We start from the raw sequence: 22,676 nt of genomic DNA on the forward strand, positions 1-22,676 counted from the left end.
GCGGCCGATGCGGCCGCTGATCGGCGCTGTAATCGTCCAATCGCGCAGCTTAATGCGCGCAGTCTCACGCGCGTCTTTGTCGTGGGCGACCGCGGCGCGCGCGACGCGCGCCTCGGCGAGCGCGTCGGTATAATCCTGCTCGGCAATCGCCTGCATCTTGGCGAGCGGGGCGAAGCGACGGACGCGCTCGTCGGCCGCTTGCGCGCTAGCGCGGGCACTGGCAAGGTTGGCGGCGGCCTGCTCGACCGCGGCCTGATAGAGGCTGGCATCGATCTGGTAGAGCGGCTGACCGGCGCGCACGAATCCGCCTTCGGTGAACAGGCGGCGGCGGATCAGGCCATTAACCTGCGGTCGGACTTCGCTCGTTTCAAAGGCGACGGTGCGCCCGCCGAGCGACGTGGTGACCGGCACCGGCTCGACCTGCACCACGACAAAGCCGACCTGCGGCGCGCCGCGGCCGTTCTTGCTCTCGTCTTCTTGCCCCGAGCACGCGCCGAGCGACAAGGTCGCGGCGCATAATGCTCCGGCCAGCAACAGCGACCTTGTCTCCAGCATAAGGGTCATTCTCATAGCGGTTCTTTGGGGGAAGGGGAGGAATCGGGCCTATTCAACCGATTGATTTGTCGCATGCAAGCGCAATGCGGGATTTGCGACAAATTACGACAATTTTCCGCGGCGTGGCGACGCCGCCTATCGTTGCGGCGAGGAGACCGACTGGCGCTGAATGAAGGTTGAGTTCAGCACTCCGCTGTCGCTCTCGTCAACCTTGCCGGCAAGCGGCAAAAAGTCGGGGACGAGCGTCTTCGCGGCGCGCACCCCCATTTCACGGATCGGCCAGCGCACGGTGCTCAGTGCAGGCCAGATGTGGGTGGCGGTGGGACTGTCGTCGAAGCCGATGATCGACAGCGCCCCAGGCACATCGATGCACTTGGCATGCGCGACGCTCATCACGCCTGCGGCCATTTCGTCGTTCGAACAGAAGATTGCGGTCGGTGGCAAGGACAGCGACAGCAACGCCTCGCCCGCTTCGATCCCGGCGGTGTAGCGATAATTGCCCGGCGCGTTATAGGCGGCGGGCAGGTCGAGCCCCGCCTCGGCCAGCGCTTCCATAAAGCCCTTTTCGCGCTCGGCGGCGGAGCGGAAGCCCTGCGGGCCGCGCACAAAACCGATGCGGCGATGCCCGAGCGCGATCAGCGCGCGCACCGCCTCCGCAACCACCTCACGGTCGTTCGATGACACGCAATGCTTGGCATCGTCGAGCGGCGCCGATCCGACGCGGACATAGCGCACGCCCAGGTCTTCGCAGAGCGCCGCAAGGTCGTCGTTTTCAGAGATTGGCGGCAAGAGCAGCGCGCCGATCGGCCGCTGCTTTTCCAGAAAAGTGCGCACGTCGTCGAGCATTCGGTCCGATCCGCGATCGACCGGGCGGACGAGCAGCGCGAGGTCGCTGTCCTTGATCGCGTCGAGCACGCCTTGCTGAAAGTTCAGCACCGTCTGGGCATTGGGATTATCGTGGAGCAGCGCGATCAGGAAGTTGCGCCGGAACGCCAGCGCGCGCGCCTGCGGGTTGGGGACGAACCCCAGTGTTTCGATCGCCTGCTCGACGGCCTTGCGCGTCTTTTCGGTCAGGAATTCGGAGCGGTTGATGACGCGGCTGACGGTCTTTTTCGATACCCCGGCGAGCGCGGCGACATCGTTGATCGTCGGCTGTTTGCCGCCTGTGCCCTTTTTCTGTGCCGCCATATGCGTCCAATCCTCTGCGGGTTCGGGCTGCTGTCCCGCCATTCGCCCGGAGTGATGGGCGCTCGGCGTGGCGAAATCAACCGCGACAAACCGCCGTCTGCCGAAAACGGATACCGGTGTCTAGGTCAGCCTCGCAATACCATTGGCATCAATATTGACACCGGTTACCAAAATGATTAGCTTGTCGCAAAATCCAGCAAAGGAACCGCATCATGAAGATCGCGCTGATCACCGAAAACAGCCAGGCCGCCAAGAACAGCATCATCCACGAAGCGTTGACCACGGTCGCCGAGCCGCTGGGCCATGACGTGTTCAATTATGGCATGTACTCGGCCGACGACACAGCGTCGCTGACCTACATCATGAACGGCCTGCTTGCCGGCATCCTGCTCAACGCAAAGGCGGCCGATTTCGTCGTGACCGGTTGCGGCACGGGCATGGGTTCGATGCTGGCCTGCAACGCGATGCCCGGCGTTTTCTGCGGTCTGGTGATCGATCCCACCGATGCGTTCCTGTTCGGCCAGATCAATGACGGCAACGCCATTTCGATGCCCTATGCGAAGGGCTTCGGCTGGGCCGCGGAGCTCAACCTGCAGGATGTCTATCGCAAGCTGTTCGACGGCGAACGCGGTCTGGGTTACCCCAAGGAGCGCGCCGAAATCATGCGGACGAACCGCGGCATCCTGAAAGATCTCAAGGCCGCGTCGTGCCACGACATGCTGACCGTGCTGAAGACGGTTGATCAGGATCTGCTGCGCGCGGCGATCGCGGGCGAGAAGTTCGCGGAGTATTTCTACGCCAATTCGCAGGACGATGCGATCAGCACCTATCTGAAGAGCCTGTCGGCGGAGCGGGCGCTCGCCTGACATGGCCGGGCTGTTTGATCTCTCAGGCAAGGTCGCGCTGGTCACCGGCGCCAACACCGGCATCGGGCAGGGGATTGCGATCGCGCTCGCCGAAGCCGGCGCCGACATTGCTGCGGCGGGGCGTTCGGCGGCGGACGAGACTGTCGGCAAGGTGCGCGAGCTGGGCCGCAAGGGCGAGAATTTCGCCGCCGACCTGTCGAGCGTCGGTGCGGTGCAGCCGCTAGTCGATGCGGTGCTCGCCGAGTTCGGGCGCATCGACATCCTCGTCAACAATGCCGGGATTATCCGCCGCGCCGATGCGGTCGATTTCACCGAAGAGGATTGGGACGCGGTGATGGATACCAATCTCAAGACCTTGTTCTTCCTCTGCCAAAGCGTGGGGCGCCACATGATTGCGCGCGGGAGCGGCAAGATCATCAACATCGCCTCGATGCTGACCTTTCAGGGCGGTATCCGCGTGCCGAGCTATACCGCGTCGAAATCGGGCGTCGGGGGGCTGACCAAGTTGCTCGCCAATGAATGGGCGGCGAAAGGCATTCAGGTCAACGCGATCGCGCCGGGCTATATTGCGACGAACAATACTGCGGCGCTGCAAGGTGACGAGACGCGCAATCGCCAGATCATGGAGCGTATCCCGGCAGGGCGCTGGGGCGATCCCGGCGACCTCGGCGGTGCGGCCGTGTTCCTGGCGTCAAGCGCGTCGGATTATGTCCAGGGCCATATCCTCGCCGTCGACGGCGGCTGGCTCGCGCGCTAGCATCGCGCAATGAGCGGACGCTTAGTCTTTTTCGGCGAATTGCTCATCCGCCTGACCGCACCGGGCAACGAGTTGTTGATGCAGTCGCCCTCGCTGGCGCTTCACGTCGGCGGCGCCGAGGCGAATGTCGCGATCGGCCTTGCGCATCTCGGCCATGATTGCGCGATGGTCAGTAAAATCCCCGCCAATGCGCTGGGGCGCGGGGCGGTGGCGGCGGTGCGCGGTGCGGGCGTTGATTGCAGCGCTGTCACCAGCGCCCGAGGCCGCATGGGGCTCTATTTCCTCAGCGTCGGCGCGGGTCTGCGATCGTCCGAAATCGTCTATGACCGCGCCGGGTCGAGTTTTGCAGCGACCGGTGCGGAGGATTATGACTGGGATGGGCTACTCGGCGACGCTCGCCTGCTCCACCTGTCAGGGATCACCCCTGCGCTCGGGCCGCGCTCGGCTGACGCGGCGTTGACGGCTGCGCGCACGGCCAAGCGGCTCGGCGTGCCGGTCAGCTTCGACGGCAATTACCGCGCCATGCTGTGGGAGGCATGGGACAGCGACCCGCGTGCAGTGCTGTCCGAGCTGATCGGCCTGGCCGACATCTTGTTCGGCAACCACCGCGACCTGTCGCTGGTATTGGGCCAGGAATTCAGCGGCGAAGGCGCGGATCGCCGCCGCGAGGCGGCCGAAGCGGGTTTTGCCGCTTTCCCGGACCTGAAGCTGATCGCCTCGACTGCGCGGCACACCGTCACCGCCGATCATCACCGCATCGCGGCGCGCGTCGATTTGCGCGGTGGCGGTCACCAGACCGACGAGATCGACGTCACTGATATCGTCGACCGCATCGGCGCCGGGGATGCCTTCGCCGCCGGGGTGCTCCACGCGCATCTCGCGGGCGATGATGCGAAGGCGATGGCCGAATCGGGGCTTGCACTGACCGCGCTCAAACATTCGCTGCCCGGCGATGCGAGCCGCTTTGGGCAAGGTGACATTGACGCCTTCCACGGCGGTGGGCTCGATGTTCGGCGATAGGCTGACGCGGCGTAGCCTGCTCGCCGCAGGCACGGCGTCGCTGCTGATGCCACTGGTCGCTAAGGCCGAGATTTTTACACCGACCCACCATGTTGGCGGGGTCGAGGCCCGGGACGGCTGCTATCGATCGAGCGTGCGGCGAAGCATTGGCGATGGGTCGGCGTGGGCCTTCACCGGGATCCGCTACGCGCGCGCGGCGCGCTTTGCGGCGCCGGTTGCGGTGACCACGGCTGAGCAGTTGAAAGGCGACAGTTTCGGCCCAGCCTGTCCGCAGAGCGGCAACCGCTATCAGCCACAAGCAGAGGACTGCCTGTTCCTCAATGTCTGGACGCCCGACATCGAGGAACAGAGAAAGCGCCCGGTGATGGTCTATTTCCACGGCGGCGCCTATTCGACCGGCAGCGTCACCGATCCGATCAACGATGGAACGATGCTTGCTGCGCGCGGCGATGTTGTGGTGGTGACGGTGAATCACCGGCTGAACGCGCTCGGCTATCTCTATCTCGCGCGGCTCGATCCGCGCTATTCCGACAGCGGCAATGCCGGACAGCTTGACCTTATCGCCGCGCTGCAATGGGTGCAGCGTAACATTGCGGCGTTCGGCGGCGATCCCGCCAATGTCACCGTGTTTGGCCAGTCGGGCGGCGGCGCCAAGATCGCGACGCTGATGGCGATGCCCGCGGCGAAAGGCTTGTTCCACAAGGCGATCACGATGAGCGGGCAACAGGTCACCGCCTCGGGGCCGCTCAACGCAACCAGGCGCGCCGAAGCGTTCCTTGCGAAGCTAGGCGACGGCGTCGATCCCGCGACCGCGCCCGTCGAGCAACTCGTCGCGGCGCTCTCGGCAACCGACCCGATCCTTGGCGGCGGCGTCTATATGGGGCCGGTGCTCGACATGACGCATCTGGCCCGCCACCCCTTCTGGCCCGATGCGGCGCCGCAGTCGCAGGGCATCCCGATGATGCTCGGCAACACGGCGCTGGAAACGCGCGCCTTCTACGCGCCCGAAAGCAAGCAGCTCGCGGGGCTGAGCTTCGACAATCTCGCCGCCCGCATTGCGCCCGAAATGCGCATCGACGCGCATCCCGAATGGGTCGTGGGCCAGTTCCGAGCGCGTTATCCCAAGGCCGCACTGCTTGACCTGTTCCACCGCATTGTCACCGCCGCGCGCAGCTGGCGCGGTCAGGTCGAGGAGGCCGAGGCACGCGCGCGGGCAGGCGTCCCCGCGTTCGTCTATCAGCTCGATTTCGAGGATGCGAAACACACCGACGATATCGGGCTCAGCTTTGGCACCATCCCCGACCCGACCCCTGCGCAGCAGGCGATGAGTGAGCGGGTGATGGACGCGTTCGTCCGCTTTGCCCGCACCGGCATTCCGGGCTGGCCCGCTTATGACTTGAAACATCGCCAGACGATGATCTTCGATACCGAGAGCCGGGTCGAACCAGATCCCCGCCGGTGGGAGCGCGAACTGTTCGCGCGGGTGCCGTACATCCAGCCCGGGAGCTGACCGGATCGACGCCCTATCGCGCTTTTGGGGGGTAAGCGGGTCAGCGGATTTGATCGAGACCGTCAGCTGGCCCGATGCTCGCCCTTCACCCAGCGCACCGTGCCTGACGAAGCGCGCATCACGACGGTTTCGGTGGTCATCACCCCGTCGCGGCGGTGCTTGACGCCGCGCAGCAGCGATCCGTCGGTGACCCCGGTGGCGGCAAAGATCACGTCGCCTTTGGCCAGATCTTCCAGGTCATAGACACGGTCGAGATCCTCGACCCCCCATTTCGCCGCGCGCTTGCGCTCGTCGTCGTTGCGGAACAGCAACCGGCCCTTGAACTGGCCCCCGACGCAGCGCAACGCGGCCGCCGCCAGCACGCCTTCGGGCGCGCCGCCGCTGCCCATATAAATGTCGACATTGGTGTCGGGATTGGTCGTCGCGATCACCCCGGCAACGTCGCCGTCGGGGATCAGCGCGACGCCGCAGCCAAGTGCGCGCAGCTCGGCGATCATCGCTTCGTGGCGCGGGCGGTCGAGCACGCACACCATCACGTCGGCTGCGGTGCAGCCCTTTTCCTTGGCGACGGCTTCGACATTCTGGCGGATGCTGTTGTCGAAATTGACGATGTTCGGCGAATATCCGGGCCCGACCGCCAGCTTGTCCATATAGACGTCGGGGGCGTTGAGCAGGCAGCCTTCTTCGGCGATCGCCAGCACCGCGAGCGCGTTAGGGCCGGCCTTGGCGGTGATCGTCGTGCCTTCCAGCGGGTCGACCGCGATGTCGATTTTCGGACCCTTGCCCGGCGCGCTGCCGACCTTTTCACCGATATACAGCATCGGCGCTTCGTCGCGTTCGCCCTCGCCGATGACGATGGTGCCGTCCATATATAACGTATTGAACGCGGTGCGCATCGCTTCGACCGCGGCAGCGTCGGCGGCTTTCTCGTCGCCGCGCCCGATCAACTTGGCGGCGGCGATCGCCGCGGCTTCGGTGACGCGCACCATTTCGAGTACGAGCACCCGGTCGAGGTTGCTGCCGCTGGTCGTCATGTCCGCTGATCTCCGTCTTTGGTCTTGCCTTGCCGCCCCGGTCGGGCATGGTGCGCGCCATATGGCCGGTCGCACTGCTTGTCGAGGACGCTTCACCCGAATCGGAGCCGTTACCCTGCTATCGTGCGTCATCGCCGTGACCGGACAAGCACAGGTTCAGGGTCCGCCCGCGCCGCCGCCGCCGCGCAATGCCGAAGCCGCGGCGGCCAATGCTAAAGAGCTGGTCGACCCGATCCGCCGCTGCAAGCCCGCCGATGACGGGTCGATCAATGTGTGCGGCACCGATACCGAACGCCACCGACTGACCCCTGAATTGCGCGCGATCGCGCAGGAGGGCCGTGAAGCGCCGCCCAAGCTGCCGCGCGCCGAGGCGAAGGCGATGAGTCTCGACACACTGCCCTATAACTGGATGTCGATCGGCGGCCGGATGAAGACCGGCCCCGAATATAACGCACTTTACGAACAGGCAAAGCGCGCGACCAATCCCGAGACCGGCCAGCCGCCGCCCGAACCCGAGCTTTAGTTGAAGATCTCACTTGCCGTCGCGGCAGGCTCGCTCGTTCGATAGAAGCCGGCAGGGATCAGGATCTGGCCGAGGAAATAGAGCGCGAACAACAGAATCCAGCCAAGGCTCATCATTGTTTCGGCAAAACTGCCGGGGGCATTGTTCAGGATGAATGCGCCGTGCACGACGATCAGCGCCGCCGCGGCAATGCCATAGGGCAGGCCATAGAGGAGGTAAAAGCCGAACAGCCTGACTTGTGCCGTCCGGGTGCGGCGCCACGATTCGACGAACGCCGACACCGGTTCCAGGCTGCCGCGGCTGCCCATGATCGCGCCCGCCAGACAAAAGCGCGCCGCGACCCAGCTGCCGACCAAAGTAACGAGCAGCCGAGAGACTGCCATGGCGATCGTGAGCGGATCGCTACCACTGACGACGGCTGCAGGTCCCAGCAGAAACAGGGGGGCGGCGGCGAGTAACCCGAAACCGATGGCTAGGATCAGATTGGCGATCAGGTAAGCGAAACCGGCAACCATGCCGAACATGATCTCGGCCAAATAACCTTCGCGCATCTCGGCGAAAAGCCCGTTCCATGCCGCCTGCATCGCCCCCGCGACGATCACCGCGACGATTGCGAGCAGATAAAGCGGCCCGGTGAACGATCCGCCGATCCGGTACGACCATGGATCGGACTGGATCGCCATGACCGTGCGCAGGCTGAAAATCGGCTCGCTCGCGAGCAACAGAAATGGCACGACCACGCCCAGCGCGACATAGGCCGCCAGCATATTGCGATGCCCTGCCGCCAGTACCCACGCGTCGGCCAGTCCGCGCCGGATATTGATGTCCATCTTTGCTCCCCGTTTCCCGGTCAACGGGGTAACAAGGCGCGCAGCAATATCAAAAGGGTTTAAAGCGCCAGTATCGGCATCAGCATCGGCGCGCCGACGACATGGTCCGACCCCGCCAGGATCGCCAGCGCCGCATGGATCGCGCGCGCCGGGCCTGCGTGGGTGACCAGCACGATGACGACGCCGTCCTCCTCGTCGGTGCCGCGCTGGATGAAGCTTTCGATCGACACCTCGGCATCGCGCATCGCGGCCGCGATTTCGGCGAGCACGCCGATGCGATCCTCGACGATCAGGCGGACATAATGTTTACCAATACGCGCGCCCGCGTCGGCGACCGGCGCGGCGTCGAGCGAATCGACCGGCATCGCAAAGGCGGGGCCATATTCGTCGCGCGCGATGTCGATAATGTCAGCAACGATCGCCGACGCCGTCGGTCCCGCGCCCGCGCCCGCGCCCTCGAAAAACAGCCGCCCGACAAAATTGCCCTCGGTGACCACCGCGTTCAGTGCGCCTGGGACATAAGCGAGCGGATGGTCGGCGGGGACCAGGCACGGCTGGACATGCTGGTACAGGCCATCTCCGTTCCGTTCGGCCATGCCGATCAGACGGACGCGGTGCCCCAGCGCCTCGGCCTCGCGAATATCGGCGGCGATCAGGCCGCGGATGCCGTCGGCGGCGACCGCCCCGATGTCGAGCCTTGTACCGAAGCAGAGCGCGGCCAGGATCGACAGCTTGTGCGCGGCGTCGATGCCGTCGACGTCGAAGGTCGGGTCGGCCTCGGCATAACCCTCGGCCTGCGCCGCGGCGAGCGCATCGGCAAAGCTCGCGCCATTTCGCTCCATTTGCGTCAGGATGTAATTGCAGGTGCCGTTGAGGATGCCGTAAACGCGCGCAATCTCGTTCGCCGACGCACCCTCGCGGATCGCCTTGATCACCGGGATGCCGCCGGCGACTGCGGCTTCATATTTCAGCGGCGTGTCCGTTTCTTCGGCGAGTCGCGCGAGATCCAGCCCGTGATGCGCGATCATCGCCTTGTTCGCGGTGACCAGCGCCTTGCCCGCGCCGAGCGTATGGCGCGCCAGCGTCAGCGCCGATCCATCGGCGCCGCCGATCATCTCGACGACGACATCGACATCGTCCGCCGCGATCAGCGCGTCCATGTCGTCTTCCCAGCGATAGCGCGACAGGTCGATGCCGCGGTCCTTGTGCCGGTCGCGCGCCGACACCGCGACGATCTCGATCGCGCGCCCGGCGCGGCGCGCGATCAGATCGCGGTTGGTTTCCAGCAGCCGCACGACGCCGCCCCCGACAACTCCGATTCCCGCAAGCGCCACACGCAGCGGCGGGCGGGGAGCGGTCGGGGCGGGATGGGGCGACATGCGGGACTCCGTATAAGGCGCGGAGCCACGCCCCGCCGGTGCGAGCGCCCTATCGGCTTTTGCCATGGAAACAACCCCGGCGCGCTTTTGGCGCGGCGAAGCTGATCTTTATCCGACTGGCGGCTTGCGCGTGCGGGAGCATTCGCCGAGTGCGCCCAGCACGATGCCATAGTCCGACGCCGCCTTGCGGCGATCTTCGGGCGCGGTTCCTGCCAGCTTGCTGAGCGGCAACTGGCGTGGCAGCCCGCAAGCAAGTCGGTACCAGGCGAGCGTATTGCGCGCCGGCACCGCCGCCGATCCGTCGACGATTTCGCCAAACGCCGCGGCCCAGCGCCGCGACCCGTCGGCGGCGGTCAATATGGTCAGGGACACCGGCTCGCCGGTGCTGGTGTTGAGGAACAATTGCGTCTCGCCCTCGCCAGGCAATGTGCCGGGGACGTGGAAGCCGTTGGCGATGCCGGTGATCGCGGGTGGGGCGCCGGGTTTGACCAGTTCGGTCAGCACCGCGCGCAACTGCGCCTCAGTCGCTGCGTCCCACGGAAGCTGCGCGTCGGGGGCGACCAGTCGGACGCTGCCGGTGCTGCTGCTGCCCGCCGCCGCGCCCGCGACGGCCCGGGCAAAGAGCAGGACCGGCTGTTTCTTTTTCAGCTTTGGCGGCTTGCCACGGGCATCGAGCGGCAGGTCTACCAGATAGGCGATCCGCGATGCCAGCGGTCCCGACCCGCGAATCAGGCTGACGACGTCTGCTTCGACATAGAATCGGCTGTGGCCCGCAGCGACGCCGGGCGCCTGCGCCGGTTTGAGCACCACCGCGCTGTGAATTCGGGCATGTAGCGCCATCGGTGCAGCGGCGGCAAGATCGGCGATGTCGGCATAGCTGTACGGGCTCGCTGCCGTCGTAGGTGCCGCCGCCTGCATCGCGGAAACGCCAGATAATCCGGGGGTCAGGGCCAAAAGTCCGGCGATCGCCGCCGAATGATACACGCGCATGGTCGATTACTTTCCATCGTTGTTGACACCGGTGGCGGTGCGTTGGTCCCCATCATGGGACATGGCACATTAACCCCTGATAAAGGGTTTGCGAACTTGCCGCCACCGCGATAGGACGGGCGGCGAAACGTCCGGCAAAAACATAACAAGCCGTACGAAGCTCCGCCGGGTCTGTGGAACGCATCGGAAATCATCCGGGCATTTGGCAACTGGACCCGTCGGGTGGGAATTGGTGTCAGGATGATCTAGCAAGGAGCGTCGTCCCTGAATGGCTTATGGTGATAATGTCGACCCTAAAAGCAGGGTGGTCTCGATCGTCTTGGTGGGCTTTTTGACGGCGATGATGGGCTACGGCCTCGTCAATGGCCTGAACATCAGCATCGTCAAGACGATTGCCGAAAAATTGGATGTGGTGGACGTCGAAGAACCGCCGCCGCCGGAAGAACCGCCGCCGCCGCCGCCGCCGGACAATGTCCTGCCGCCGCCGCCCCCGGTCGTGACGCCGCCGTCGCCGTTCCCGCCGCCGGTTTCTGCGCCGCAGATCCAGTCGGTCCGCGAACCGCCGCCGTCGCCGCCGCCGGCTATTTATGTGCCGCCGGCACCGCCGGCTCCGCCGCCGACGCCCGATCTGAGTGCCGCCGGTTCGCCGCGCGGCAACCCGGGTCGCTGGGCAACGAACGACGACTATCCGGCGCGCGCCATGCGCGAAGAGCGTGAAGGAACGACGGGTTTCCGCGTTACCTATGGCGCCGATGGCCGGATTACGTCGTGCGACGTGACCTCGTCGAGCGGTCATGCCGATCTTGATGCCGAAACCTGCAAACTTATCACGCGTCGTGGCCGGTTCAACCCGGGCAAGGATCGCGCGGGTAACCCGCAGGGCGGCACCTACAGCAATCGTATCCGTTGGCAGATCCCGCGCTGATTCAGCGTGTGATCGCCGATCATTCGAATTTTACCGAATTTCTTGAGAGGGAATATCCATTATGTTTAATCTGATCGCAAATGCCGCTGCGGCGGCACCGGCCCACGACGTCGGCCTCACCCTGATGCCTGCGGCGCTGTGCGTGAAGGAAGAAGGCGCCAGCCCCTACGGCATGATCCCGGCGCTGTGCGACGGCGGCATCGTCGGCCAGCTGACCTTTCTTGTGCTGCTGATCATGTTCATCGGCACGCTCTACATCCTGTTCACCAAGCTGTTCGAACAGAACAAGGTGATGAACCAGGGCAAGGCGGTCGATGCCAATTTCTGGCGCGCGCCGACGCTGGCCGAAGGCGCAGCGAAGCTGGAAAAGAACAGCGCCTATCGTCAGGTTGTCGAAGACGGCCTGCGCGCCAACGAAGAGCATAACAAGCTGACCGACCCCGTCGAAGCGCATGACTGGATGCACGGCACGCTCGAGCGTTCGCAGAACCACATCAACTCGAAGCTGAATGGTGGTCTTTCCTTCCTCGCGACCGTCGGTTCGACCGCTCCGTTCGTCGGGCTGTTCGGTACCGTTATCGGTATTCTGCGCGCCCTCGTGAAAATCGGTGCGTCGGGTCAGGCGTCGATCGACACCGTCGCCGGACCGGTCGGTGAAGCGCTGATCATGACCGCCATCGGTCTGATCGTGGCGGTCCCCGCGGTGCTTGCGTTCAACTGGCTGCAGAGCCGCAACAAGTCGATCGCCCGCCGCCTGTCGACCTTCTCGAACGATATTCTCGGTTCGATCATGTCGAATGGCCAGGTGAAGCCGGTCATGACCGGTCCGGCTCCGAAGGCTGCCGCTCCGGCCGCTGCGCCGAAGAAGGCCTGAGGCGATTTGGGGATTTCCGCCCTGCGCCGGAAGGCGGGGGCGGAATCCACTGGACAGGGCGAGTGTGGCTATGCGGCCTGCAAGCCCGATGTCCGTGACATGAATTTTAGTGACAGGATACTGATCCTATGTCGATGAGTGTAGGTGACAAGGGGGGCGAAGATGCCCCGATGTCCGAGATCAACACGACCCCGCTCGTGGATATCATGCTCGTGCTGCTCATCATCTTCCTCATCACGGTTCCCGTGGTGCTGGAGACGGTGAACCTCGAGCTTCCCGACGTGGCGTTCGAGGTGACGACGACGAAACCTGAAAATGTGCTGTTGTCGGTCCGCTCGGCGGATACCGATGGCGACGGACTGCCCAATCCGGAAAGCACTGCTTGCGAAGTCTATTGGGGCCAGACCCCGGTCGATTCCAAACAGTTGCTGGAACGCGGGCAGAACAAACTGGAACAGCTGATCGAGGATATCGGCGGCGTCGAGAATATCACCGAGGATAATTTCCCCGAAGTGCATATCCGCGGTGACGTTGCGACCCCGTACCAGTGCATTGGCGGCGTGATCTATACGATGCAATATGCCGGTTTCCAGAAGATCGGGTTCATTTCCGAACCTGCTGCTGGGTCGGGCACGGTCAGCCGCCTGTAAGGGTGCCGGCCGCTTTACGAATGAAGGAATAACCCTATGTCGATGTCAGTCGGAGAACGGGACGACAGTGAACCGATGATGGACATGAACACGACGCCGTTGATCGACGTCATGCTCGTGCTCCTCATCATGTTCATCATCACCATCCCGGTCCAGACCCATGCGGTAAAGATCGACCTGCCGGTACCGACCGACAGCCAAAGCAATGTCGATCCCGAAAAGAACAAGGTGATGATTGATCCCGCCGGGACGATCACCTGGAACGGCGCGCCGATCGATCTGGCGCAGCTGGCGCAATATCTGGAACAGACCAAGGCGCTGCCGGTCGAACCCGAGTTGCAGGTCCAGCCCGATCCCTATGCGCGCTATATCGTCGTCGACAATGTGTTGGCGGTGATCAAGCGCAGCGGCGTCGGCAAGCTGGGCTTCGTCGGTAACGAACAATATGCCCGCGTCTTCTGATATTTAATCGGAGCCGTTCGGCAGAATAGGTAGGGCCGCGAAGCAATTCGCGGCCCTTTTCTATTGAAGGTGCGCGGTTGACGGCTGGCGACCAGTTGTTGCCAAGAGCGATCCTCCCCGTTCCGGGGAGGATCGGTTACGCCCGCGTCGCACGCCAAACCTACCATACAAGCTTGGAACTCGCCGCGAATAAGGGCATCGTCATCCGCGAAGGGATCGAGATCGCCGCTACGGCGTTCTACGTCCGAACCGCCACTTGGGGAGCAGAATATGATCAAGCCACCAAATGTGAAAACCTGGTCGATCCCGGCCGCCACACTGATCGGCGCGCTGGCGCTCGCGGGCTGCGCCAATATGGGCAAGACGCCGACCTCCAAGCTGCCGGTCCCCGACGCCTATGCCAATCTGGTCGATGCGCGCGGCGCCGACCGCGGGCGCGTCGACATTTTCAAGGACGGCAGCGGGCTGCGGCTCGAACTCGTCGCGCGGGGCTTTGGTGCCGGTACCTATGGCATGCATGTCCACGCCACCGGCCTATGCGATGCCCCGAAATTCACCACTGCCGGCCCGCACTGGAACCCGACCGGGGCACAGCATGGCCGCGAGAACCCGATGGGCGCGCACCATGGCGATCTGCCCAATCTGGTCGTCGAACCCGACACCATCGGCCGCGCAACGCTGCAACTGGTCGGCACCCGCCTGATGGGTGACGGCGCGATGCTTGACGCCGACGGCGCCGCGTTCGTGATTCATGCCGGTCCCGACGACATGAAGACCGACCCCAGCGGCAACAGTGGTGACCGCATCGCCTGCGGCGTGATTATGGCTGCCTCCGCGGGCTAGTCACCCGCCGGTCAAGCGACGGCGCGGGTCAAGCCGCGGCGCGTTCGACGATCGTCGCTTCAGCCTGCGGCACCGCGCGATAGGCATAGAGCAGAAGGATCAGCGCGATCGGCGCCACCCCGATCAGCGACAAAATGCCAGTGCGCAGGTCGCCGACGGGCTTGCCGCCGACGATTGTCCCCGCCAGATCCGAAATCTGCCCGACCATATAGGGGCCGAACGACAGCCCGACCAAGGTCGTGCCCAGGAAGAAGGCGGCGGTTGCTGTCCCGCGCATCCGCGGCAGCACCAGATCCTGCGTCGTCGCGGCAGCAGCGCCGAGGGCGGTCGCGCCGAACATCCCGGCAAGGAAGTTCATCACATAGAACAGGCTCGTATTGTCGGTCGTATAGCCGATCCAGATCGGAACAATCGGCGCAACGACGCCAAAGATGATCATCAGGATCCGTCCCGCCGGGTTCTTCGCGCGCAAGGCATCGGCGATCCGGCCGCCGATGATCACTCCGATAAAGCCGCTGATCGCGCCGTTGGCGCCCAGCCAGAACGCCAGCTCCTGCTTGGGCAGCCCCAGCACGATTTCGGCATAGGGCGCCGACCAGAAAGCGAGGGCATAGGCGGCGAGTGCAACCAGTCCATAGCCCAAAGTCGTGCAGATAAACGCCGGGGTTCCCCAGATCAGCCGGAAGGTCGCGGTATCGCGCGCGCGCAGCGTGCAGGCCCAGGAAAAGACGGCATAGTAGCCCAGCCCAACCGCCGACCATTGCGGCAGATTGCCGGTCAATTCGATCATCCACCAGGCAAAGGCGGCGATCGCGGCGGCAAAGCCGATATTGATCGCCAGCGCCGCGGGGCCGCGCTGCCAGGCGCCAATGAGCGTGAACGGCGGGACGATCGTCGACAGATCCTGCGCAAACTGACGGAAGGGCGCGGGCGAACTCGGGCTCGCCACGCCGTCCATCGCGCCGCGCACGGGTTCGCGCAGTGTCGCCACCCATAGCGCGACGAGCAGGCCGGGAATGCCGACCGCCAGGAACGCCGCCTGCCAGCCGACCAGATCAAGCGGGCCGCCGCCGGGATAGGCTTCGTTCCACGCCTTGACGATTAACGCACCGATGAACAGCGACACGCCTCCTCCGATGTAAAGCCCCGACGAATAGATCGCGAGCGCCGTCGCGCGCTGCTTTTTGGGAAAATAGTCGGAGATCAGCGAATAGGCAGTCGGGCTCGCGGTCGCTTCGCCGACACCGACCCCCATGCGGGCAAAGGTCAGCGTCATCTGGTCGCGCGCAAAACCCGACAAGGCGGTCATCGTCGACCAGAGGGCAAGGCCGATCGACAGCAATTTAACCCGGCTCCAATTATCGGCCAGCCGCCCCAGCGGGATGCCGAACAGCGCGTAGAAGACCGCAAAGGCGGCGCCGCCGAGGAAGCCCATATCGGCGTCGGTCAGCCCCAGATCGGCCTTGATGTCGACCGCCAGGATGCTCAGGATCTGCCGGTCGATGAAATTCAGGATATAGACGACGACCAGCACCGACAGCACGTACCAGCTGTAACCGGTCGCCTTGGGCTCGTGAAATTCCGGCGCTGCGGCCGCGTTGGTTTCGCTGGCGGTCTCGGCCATCTGGCAACCCTCTCCCTGACCCACTATCTGTTATGACGCATGGCTAGCAGAGCCGATAAATGGCGCAAGTTGAAAGTCGGTTCAACTTCGCCGCGAAAGGACCAGGATGCGCTCATACAGACCTGATGGCCCCGCGATCCTGTTCCTTTGCCTCGGCAACATCTGTCGCTCGCCACTCGCTGAAGCGGCGGCGCGCGTCGCCTTCGCCAATGCGGGAATCTCAGCCACGCTCGATTCGGCGGGGACCGGCGACTGGCATGTCGGCCGCCCGCCCGACCGCCGCGCGCAGGCCGAAGCGCGGCGCCGCGGCACGGACATTTCGGACCTGCGCGGTCGGCAATTGGCCACCGAAGATTTCTACCGCTACGACCTGATCCTCGCCGCCGATGCGAACAATCTGCGCGAGGCGCGCGCGCTCGCACCGCCCGACGCGACGGCGCGCCTGCGACTGATGCTCGACCTGGTGCCGGGCCGCCGCGGTGAGAGCGTGACCGATCCCTATTATGGCGCCGACGACGGCTTTGCCGAAACCTGGGCCGATGTCAGTGCGGTCGCCGCGGCGCTCGTCGCCGAAAGGTCGAGCGGATAGCGTGAGACCGGATGATAGCGCGAGCCGCCATGCCCCATCTCGCTTTCGTACAGGATGACGTGATCAAAGGCGAAGGATGCGCTCGCCAGATCGCTGTGCAGCGTCAGGAAGGGTACGACCGGCCCCGCCGATCGGTTCAGCCGCGCCAGCGTGATATGCGGCACAAAGGCGCGCGTTTCGCTCTCAACTCCGACGCGCGCGAGCGATTGATCGACCTTGCGCTTCAGCGCCGCGATTGGCGCCAGCGGCTCGACCCCTGCCCACACCGTATGCGGGGTGTCCCTGCGGTCGAATAGCCCGACCCCCGCGATCCGCGCGCTGATCGCGGGAGCGTGGAGCGCCCCCAATGCAGCGGCAATATCCTCGGCACGGTGCCGATCGACTTCGCCGATGAAGCGCAGCGTCAGGTGGAGCTGGTCGTCATCCTGCCACCGCGCCGCCGAAATACCGTGCATCGCGGCGCGCAACAGCGCCCGGATCGGTTGCGGTGGCCGCAGCGCGACGAACAGGCGATGGCTCGACATGGCGCGGCGAACATAAGCATTTGCCACCGAGTAACCACCCAAAGTTGCGCGATTTCCGGTTTCGCTTGAAAGCGGACAGAAAAATCACGATATTGCCCTCTACGGTCGGTATGGGCTGACCGGTGATGGAGTAATGACAATGGCGAATTGGAACGACCCCAATATGGCGGCTTCCGGTTTTGGGGCCGGCGCGAATGCAATGGACCAGGCCGTGGATGCCGGCCTGCGGTCGTACATGCTGTCGGTTTACAATTATATGGGCTCGGGCGTGCTGCTGACCGGCATCGTCGCGATGCTGGCGTTTCAGTCGGGCTTTACCGCTTCGATGGTCGGCACCCCCCTGATGTGGGTGGTGATGCTGGCGCCGCTGGCGTTCGTGCTGGTGCTCAGCTTTGGTATCAACAAGCTGTCGACGGCTGCCGCGCAAGTCCTGTTCTGGGTCTATGCCGCGGTGATGGGCCTGTCGATGTCGACAATCTTCCTGGCCTTTACCAGCACCTCGATCGCGCAGACTTTCTTCGCGACGGCGGCAGCTTTTCTGGGTCTCAGCCTCTATGGCTACACGACCAAGAAGGATCTGTCGGGTTTCGGCACCTTCCTGATCATGGGCGTTGTCGGCCTGATCGTCGCGATGCTGCTCAACACCTTCGTGTTCCAGTCGGGCGCGATGGCGATGGCGATCAGCGTCATCGGCGTGCTGATATTTGCAGGCCTCACCGCCTATGACACGCAGAAGATCAAGAGCATGTATTTTTATGTCCGCGGGACCGACTTTGTCGGCAAGTCAGTGGTGATGGGCGCGCTGACGCTCTACCTCGACTTCGTCAACATGTTCACCTTCCTGCTCAATATTCTGGGTAGCCGCGAATAAGCGGACGGACAGACGCGAAACAAAGGAGCCCGGCGAAGCGATTCGCCGGGCTCTTTCTTTCTGAGGGGGAGGGGGCGGCGATGAAAGCCATATGGAGCGCGGTTGTTGCGGCGGCGATGCTGGTGGCGATGCCAGGGGCAGCAAAGGAACGCGCAGAATGCGCAGTCGAGCAGCCCGCCGATCGCGATCTCAAAGTCTTTGCCGGGCGCTATTTTGCTGCCGCGGACGATGCCGCGATCGACTCGTTGATCGCATGCCTTGGCGACCCCGACCCCGCTGTCCGCGACGATTTCGCGTTTGCACTGTGGGCGCAGGGGCTGCGCGGCAAGCATCTGAAGCCGGACCGGCTCCGCTATGCGACTGAGAAACTGACTACAATCCTTGCCGCACCCGACGACATGGCAGGCTTTCGTCGCCCTTTCGCCGTGCTGGCGCTGTCGGAGATCGCGCGCGCCGACCGCGTTGAGCCCTTTCTGACCGATGCCGAACTTCACGATCTGGCCGAGACCGGCGCGACCTACCTGCGCGGGGTGACCGATTATCGCGGTTTCGTCGCGGGGGAGGGCTGGCGGCATGGCGTCGCGCATGGCGCCGACCTGTTGATGCAGCTGTCGCTCAACCCGCGGCTGACGCGCGCTGATGCCGACCTGTTGCTGGGCGCGATCGCCGTGCAGGTCGCGCCAGCGGGGTCGCATTTCTATGTGCATGGCGAGGCCCGGCGGCTGGCGAGGCCGTTGCTGTTCCTCGCAAAACGCCCCGACATCGACGATGCGGCGTGGGTGACATGGTTCCAGGCGCTGCATCCGGGAGATACCCCGCGCTGGAAAGCACCCTACGCCGGCGTGGAAGGGTTGGCGGCGGTCCACAACAGCAGCGCCTTTGGCGACGCCGTGTATGTCGCAGCGAGCGAATCGCAGGATCCGCAGGCCCGGCGGCTTGCGCCGCTCGCCGCCGGATTGCTCAAAGCACTGCCTTAGGCAGGATTTGCCGCCTGCATCTCGGCAATCAGGGCATTGTCGATCTCCTTGGCCCGCTTGTACGCCGCTCGTTCGCGCAGCGGCGCGACATAGGCTTCAAACGCCGGACGCGACGCGATCGTGCCGAACTGCAGGCCCCAGTCGATCTGGCTGCCGACATAGACATCGGCGGCACTGAAGCAGTCGCCCGCGACGAACGCCTTGCCTGCGACCGCAGTCTCGAGCGCGTCGAGCGCGGCAGGTAGCGAGCCGAAGCCCGCCGACCGCTGCTGGTCGGTATCGGGTTCGATACCAAAATGCTTGGCGGTGATCGCCTGTTCGACCGGCCCCGCGGTGAAGAACAGCCAGCGGTAATAATCGGCGCGATCGGCGGGGGCGGGCGCGAGCCCGGCATCGGGGAAGGCATCGGCCAGATAGGCGCAGATTGCCGCGCATTCGGTCACAATCTTGCCGCCATGAACAATCGCCGGAACCTTGCCCATCGGATTGACCGCCAGATAGGCGGCGTCCTTCATCGTCGTGCCATAATCGAGGATGCGCGGCTCATAAGGGGCGCCGACCTCTTCGAGCATCCAGCGGACAATCTGTCCGCGCGACATCGGGTTGGTATAGAGAATCAGTGCGTCGGCCATCGCGGCTCTCCCTTGTGCATTGCGAGTCGTATATGAACATAACAAGAACAAAGTTGCAGGTCCACCGGACTTGTTTTGTCACGGCGTCCGGCTAAGGCAAGGCGATGAGCGACGAACGCATCTGGACAGCCGCCGTGCTGGTGATCGGCGACGAGATTCTCTCGGGCCGCACCCAGGACAAGAATATCGCACAGATCGCGATCTGGCTCGATGTCCAGGGTATCCGCCTGCGCGAAGTGCGCGTTGTCCCCGATATCGAGGACGAGATCGTCGACGCGCTGAACGCGGTGCGCGCGCGCTACGACTATGTGTTCACCACCGGCGGCATCGGCCCGACCCACGATGACATCACCGTCGATGCGGTGGCGAAGGCGCTGGGTGTCGGCGTGATCGTCCATCCTGAAGCACGCGCGATCCTCGAACGCTATTACAGCGGGCGCGGGATCGAACTGACCGAAGCGCGGCTACGCATGGCGCGCACCCCCGACGGTGCAGAGCTGATCCCCAACCGCATGTCGGGCGCGCCGGGGATCCGCATCGGCAATCTGTTCGTGATGGCCGGGGTGCCGCACATCACGGCGGGTATGCTCGACGCGCTGACCGGTCAGCTCGAAGGTGGTGCGCCGCTGATCGCCCACACGATCGGCGCCTGGTCACCCGAAAGCGAGGTCGCCGACTTGCTGCGCCAAGGCGAAAAGGAGCATCCGGGCGTCGTGATCGGCAGCTACCCCTTTTTTCGCGACGGCAAGGTCGGCGCCAATTTTGTGATCCGGTCGACGTCGGCCGCCGACGTCGCCGCCTGCGTCGCAATGCTCACAGCGGGACTTGAGACCGCAGGCTATGCGGTAACCGACGGTGGCATCTGATCGGGCGCGTCGTCGCTGGTCCGTGTCACCCGTGGCAGGCGGCGCAGCATCAGGATCGCGAACAGGCCAAACAGCGCCGACACAATGAACGCTGCGCCCGGAAAATGCACCGGCGCCTTGGCCGCGGTAAAATAGGCCATGGTGCCGGTTAGCACGATCGGCGCCACGAGCTGGCCCAGTCCCATCGCCATCGCCGAAATTCCCTGCACCTCGCCCTGCGTTTCGGCGGTGGCCCGCCGCGACATCAGCGCGTTCAGCGATGGCTGCACGGGTGCCTGCAAGGCGATCGGCAGGAGCAGCAGGAAGGCGCCCCAGGTTGATGTGACAAACGCAAAACCGACATAATTGGCGACCGCGATCGCAATCCCGATCGTCGCCGCGTCGCGTTCGCCAAAGCGCGCGACCATGGGCCCGACGACAAAGGTCTGCCCCAGCGCGATCATCACCCCGACCGCCGCCAAGCTGGCGCCGATCATCCCCGGGGTCCAGCCGAGCTGAGCGATGCAATAGAAACTCCACGTCATCGGATAGACGAGGCTGGCGATTTGCCACAGCGTCAGGACGCTCGCGACCCCGCCCATTCCGGGCAGGCCGCGCATCGTCTGCAGCGCGCCAAGCGGGTTGGCGCGCCGCCAGCTGAAGGCGCGACGGCGTTCGGGCGGCAGCGTTTCGGGGAAAATGAACAGGCCATAGAGCATGTTGGCGGCGGCAAGGACCGCTGCGGCGACGAATGGCGCGCGCGGGCCGATCTCGCCGAGGAAGCCGCCGATCGCGGGTCCGGCAACAAAACCGATCCCGAAGGCCGCGCCGACGAAGCCGAAATTGCGCGCGCGTTCTTCAGGCTTGGTGATGTCGGCGATCGCCGCTTGCGCCGCCGCATAGCTGCCGCCGAACACCCCCGACAGTGCGCGCGCGACGAATAGCCATGGCAGCGTGCCGACGACGGTGAGCAGCGCATAGTCGATGGTCAGCCCCGCGAGCGACAGCAGCAGCACCCGCCGCCGCCCGAAGCGGTCGGACAGATTGCCGAGCACCGGCGACGCCAGGAAGGTCGCGACGGCCATCACCAGCCCGATCCACGCCCCGACCTCGATCGCGTGCGGCAGGTCGATGCGACCAACTTCCATCACGAGCTGCGGCAGCACCGGCATGATGATGCCGAACCCGACCGCATCGATAAAGATCGTCGCAACGATAAAGGGAATTGTACGCGATGCGGTCACAAAATATCCCAACGAAAAGGGTTGGCGGCCCATAGCGCGGCGACGCTGAACCGCGCCAATGCTTTTCGCCAGAGATATTCGATTGTGCCGCGGTTTTTATCGCCCTAGCGGCACCGATCCCGCTTTGGAGCGTTACCAGCCGATGAAACTCTCAATCACCGCCGCGCTCGACTATCGCCTCGGCGATCCGGTCGACCTGATGCTGCATATCGAAGCGGCAGCGATCCCCGAGCAGCTGATCCTCAACGCCGTGCTTGACGTCGGCAATTGTGAGTATTTTGCGCGCGTTCCTGCGCAGGACATGATCGGCGACCGCATCTGGCTGCGCCGCGGCGGCGAACTCAATGTGCGCTATCGCACGACGGTCGAAATCCAGCGTGACCTCACCGATTACCGGACGCTGGACAAGGTGCCGATGCACCGGCTGCCTGGCGAGACGGTCCAGTATCTCAACGAATCGCGATATTGCCCTGCGAACAAATTCATCCACTTCGTCCAGGACGAGTTCGGCGATGTCGAGGGCGGCGCCAAGATCGGCCGGATGCGCGACTGGATCGAGACGCATTTCACCTATGTGTCGGGGTCGAGCGATGCAGAAACGGGCGCGCTCGACAGCTTTGTCGAACGGCAGGGGGTGTGCCGCGACTATGCGCATGTGTTGGTCAGCCTGGCGCGCGCCGCGGCAATCCCGGCGCGCATCGTCAGCGTCTATGCGCTTGGCGTCGAACCGCAGGATTTCCATGCGGTGGCCGAAGTGTTCCTCGGCGGCGCCTGGCATCTGGTCGATGCGACCGGGATGGCGAAAGCGGGCGAGATGGCGAAGATCGCCGTGGGCCGCGACGCCGCCGATATCAGCTTCCTCACAGCTTACGGCGAGATCGAGATGTTGAACCAGCGGGTGACGGTGGAGGCGGTGGCGTAAGATGGTCCGGGGGGGGGGGGGGGGGGGGGGGGGGGGGGGGGG

At 64.6% G+C, this 22,676-nt stretch carries 25 protein-coding genes; 15 read left to right on the plus strand and 10 right to left on the minus strand.

The features are described from left to right. Both K0M74_RS17880 and K0M74_RS17885 read right to left on the minus strand, forming a co-directional pair. Positions 1-570 (minus strand): efflux RND transporter periplasmic adaptor subunit (locus K0M74_RS17880; protein ID WP_293975592.1); only part of this gene is annotated, 570 nt, incomplete at its 3' end. A 120-nt stretch (positions 571-690) separates the two neighbouring features. Then, positions 691-1,743 carry a LacI family DNA-binding transcriptional regulator gene (locus K0M74_RS17885; protein WP_293975633.1) on the minus strand — a complete coding sequence of 351 codons (1,053 nt, stop codon included), beginning with the start codon at positions 1,741-1,743 and terminating at the stop codon, positions 691-693. A gap of 212 nt (positions 1,744-1,955) precedes the next feature. On the opposite strand from K0M74_RS17885, the gene K0M74_RS17890 reads away from it, so the two are divergent. The 4 genes from K0M74_RS17890 to K0M74_RS17905 are packed head-to-tail and all read left to right on the plus strand — an operon-like array spanning position 1,956 to position 5,896. Continuing rightward, the gene (locus tag K0M74_RS17890) at positions 1,956-2,609 is read left to right on the plus strand and encodes an RpiB/LacA/LacB family sugar-phosphate isomerase (RefSeq protein ID WP_293975594.1); all 654 of its coding nucleotides are present in this window, start codon (positions 1,956-1,958) and stop codon (positions 2,607-2,609) included. 1 nt (position 2,610) lies between these two features. Next, on the plus strand, positions 2,611-3,366 hold the full coding sequence (gene kduD / locus K0M74_RS17895) for a 2-dehydro-3-deoxy-D-gluconate 5-dehydrogenase KduD (protein WP_293975596.1): 756 nt from the start codon (positions 2,611-2,613) through the stop codon (positions 3,364-3,366). Positions 3,367-3,375: 9 nt separating this feature from the next. Next, a complete protein-coding gene (locus K0M74_RS17900) occupies positions 3,376-4,386 on the plus strand; it encodes a sugar kinase (RefSeq protein ID WP_293975598.1) in 1,011 nt (336 codons plus the stop codon). Then, positions 4,319-5,896, plus strand: a complete 1,578-nt coding sequence (locus K0M74_RS17905) for a carboxylesterase family protein (protein WP_293975600.1) — start codon at positions 4,319-4,321, stop codon at positions 5,894-5,896. The genes K0M74_RS17900 and K0M74_RS17905 overlap by 68 nt, the downstream gene beginning before the upstream one ends. Before the next feature lie 62 nt (positions 5,897-5,958). Here the strand turns inward: K0M74_RS17905 and glpX are convergent, their stop codons facing one another. Next, entirely contained in the window at positions 5,959-6,930 is a 972-nt protein-coding gene (gene glpX, locus K0M74_RS17910; RefSeq protein ID WP_293975602.1) for a class II fructose-bisphosphatase, read from the minus strand. 136 nt (positions 6,931-7,066) lie between these two features. On the opposite strand from glpX, the gene K0M74_RS17915 reads away from it, so the two are divergent. Further along, on the plus strand, positions 7,067-7,453 hold the full coding sequence (locus tag K0M74_RS17915) for a hypothetical protein (protein WP_293975603.1): 387 nt from the start codon (positions 7,067-7,069) through the stop codon (positions 7,451-7,453). On the opposite strand, the gene K0M74_RS17920 is transcribed toward K0M74_RS17915, so the two are convergent. The 3 genes from K0M74_RS17920 to K0M74_RS17930 all read right to left on the minus strand — a co-directional run bounded on the left by K0M74_RS17920 (position 7,450) and on the right by K0M74_RS17930 (position 10,652). Beyond that, on the minus strand, positions 7,450-8,283 hold the full coding sequence (locus tag K0M74_RS17920) for a hypothetical protein (RefSeq protein ID WP_293975604.1): 834 nt from the start codon (positions 8,281-8,283) through the stop codon (positions 7,450-7,452). The two genes, K0M74_RS17915 and K0M74_RS17920, sit on opposite strands and share 4 nt — an antisense overlap. Positions 8,284-8,342: 59 nt before the next feature. Further along, positions 8,343-9,662 (minus strand): homoserine dehydrogenase, encoded by a 1,320-nt coding sequence (locus tag K0M74_RS17925; protein ID WP_293975605.1) that lies wholly within the window; start codon positions 9,660-9,662, stop codon positions 8,343-8,345. Positions 9,663-9,770: 108 nt separating this feature from the next. After that, positions 9,771-10,652: a hypothetical protein gene (locus K0M74_RS17930; RefSeq protein ID WP_293975607.1), complete on the minus strand. Its 882-nt coding sequence runs from the start codon at positions 10,650-10,652 to the stop codon at positions 9,771-9,773. Between the two features lie 268 nt (positions 10,653-10,920). Between K0M74_RS17930 and K0M74_RS17935 the strand changes: the two genes are divergently transcribed. The 5 genes from K0M74_RS17935 to K0M74_RS17955 all read left to right on the plus strand — a co-directional run bounded on the left by K0M74_RS17935 (position 10,921) and on the right by K0M74_RS17955 (position 14,406). Continuing rightward, a complete protein-coding gene (locus tag K0M74_RS17935; protein ID WP_088439986.1) occupies positions 10,921-11,577 on the plus strand; it encodes an energy transducer TonB in 657 nt (218 codons plus the stop codon). A gap of 61 nt (positions 11,578-11,638) precedes the next feature. Continuing rightward, a complete protein-coding gene (locus tag K0M74_RS17940) occupies positions 11,639-12,451 on the plus strand; it encodes a MotA/TolQ/ExbB proton channel family protein (protein ID WP_188682303.1) in 813 nt (270 codons plus the stop codon). A 128-nt stretch (positions 12,452-12,579) separates the two neighbouring features. Beyond that, entirely contained in the window at positions 12,580-13,101 is a 522-nt protein-coding gene (locus K0M74_RS17945; RefSeq protein WP_293975611.1) for a biopolymer transporter ExbD, read from the plus strand. A 36-nt stretch (positions 13,102-13,137) separates the two neighbouring features. Continuing rightward, on the plus strand, positions 13,138-13,563 hold the full coding sequence (locus K0M74_RS17950) for a biopolymer transporter ExbD (protein ID WP_293975613.1): 426 nt from the start codon (positions 13,138-13,140) through the stop codon (positions 13,561-13,563). A gap of 270 nt (positions 13,564-13,833) precedes the next feature. Continuing rightward, positions 13,834-14,406, plus strand: a complete 573-nt coding sequence (locus K0M74_RS17955) for a superoxide dismutase family protein (protein WP_293975615.1) — start codon at positions 13,834-13,836, stop codon at positions 14,404-14,406. Positions 14,407-14,434: 28 nt separating this feature from the next. On the opposite strand, the gene K0M74_RS17960 is transcribed toward K0M74_RS17955, so the two are convergent. Further along, positions 14,435-16,030 carry an MFS transporter gene (locus tag K0M74_RS17960; protein WP_293975617.1) on the minus strand — a complete coding sequence of 532 codons (1,596 nt, stop codon included), beginning with the start codon at positions 16,028-16,030 and terminating at the stop codon, positions 14,435-14,437. Between the two features lie 106 nt (positions 16,031-16,136). Between K0M74_RS17960 and K0M74_RS17965 the strand changes: the two genes are divergently transcribed. Next, the gene (locus K0M74_RS17965; RefSeq protein WP_293975619.1) at positions 16,137-16,619 is read left to right on the plus strand and encodes a low molecular weight protein-tyrosine-phosphatase; all 483 of its coding nucleotides are present in this window, start codon (positions 16,137-16,139) and stop codon (positions 16,617-16,619) included. On the opposite strand, the gene thpR is transcribed toward K0M74_RS17965, so the two are convergent. Next, positions 16,532-17,143 carry an RNA 2',3'-cyclic phosphodiesterase gene (thpR, locus tag K0M74_RS17970; RefSeq protein ID WP_293975621.1) on the minus strand — a complete coding sequence of 204 codons (612 nt, stop codon included), beginning with the start codon at positions 17,141-17,143 and terminating at the stop codon, positions 16,532-16,534. The two genes, K0M74_RS17965 and thpR, sit on opposite strands and share 88 nt — an antisense overlap. 139 nt (positions 17,144-17,282) lie before the next feature. Here thpR and K0M74_RS17975 point away from each other — a divergent pair, with 139 nt between their 5' ends. Both K0M74_RS17975 and K0M74_RS17980 read left to right on the plus strand, forming a co-directional pair. Continuing rightward, complete coding sequence (locus tag K0M74_RS17975; RefSeq protein ID WP_088439992.1) at positions 17,283-18,014, plus strand: Bax inhibitor-1/YccA family protein; 732 nt, start codon at positions 17,283-17,285, stop codon at positions 18,012-18,014. A gap of 80 nt (positions 18,015-18,094) precedes the next feature. Next, complete coding sequence (locus tag K0M74_RS17980) at positions 18,095-18,991, plus strand: DUF2785 domain-containing protein (RefSeq protein ID WP_293975623.1); 897 nt, start codon at positions 18,095-18,097, stop codon at positions 18,989-18,991. Here K0M74_RS17980 and K0M74_RS17985 read toward each other — a convergent pair. Next, positions 18,988-19,623 (minus strand): glutathione S-transferase family protein, encoded by a 636-nt coding sequence (locus tag K0M74_RS17985; protein WP_293975625.1) that lies wholly within the window; start codon positions 19,621-19,623, stop codon positions 18,988-18,990. The two genes, K0M74_RS17980 and K0M74_RS17985, sit on opposite strands and share 4 nt — an antisense overlap. Positions 19,624-19,727: 104 nt before the next feature. Between K0M74_RS17985 and K0M74_RS17990 the strand changes: the two genes are divergently transcribed. Then, the gene (locus tag K0M74_RS17990; protein ID WP_293975627.1) at positions 19,728-20,489 is read left to right on the plus strand and encodes a molybdopterin-binding protein; all 762 of its coding nucleotides are present in this window, start codon (positions 19,728-19,730) and stop codon (positions 20,487-20,489) included. Here the strand turns inward: K0M74_RS17990 and K0M74_RS17995 are convergent. After that, positions 20,462-21,712, minus strand: coding sequence for a TCR/Tet family MFS transporter (locus K0M74_RS17995; protein ID WP_293975629.1), 1,251 nt, complete (start codon positions 21,710-21,712; stop codon positions 20,462-20,464). The two genes, K0M74_RS17990 and K0M74_RS17995, sit on opposite strands and share 28 nt — an antisense overlap. A gap of 142 nt (positions 21,713-21,854) precedes the next feature. Here K0M74_RS17995 and K0M74_RS18000 point away from each other — a divergent pair, with 142 nt between their 5' ends. Beyond that, positions 21,855-22,634, plus strand: a complete 780-nt coding sequence (locus K0M74_RS18000) for a transglutaminase family protein (RefSeq protein ID WP_293975631.1) — start codon at positions 21,855-21,857, stop codon at positions 22,632-22,634. Positions 22,635-22,676: the final 42 nt, after the last annotated feature.

This window comes from Sphingopyxis sp. (assembly GCF_019459305.1).
In the GTDB taxonomy this organism is placed as follows: Bacteria; Pseudomonadota; Alphaproteobacteria; order Sphingomonadales; family Sphingomonadaceae; genus Sphingopyxis.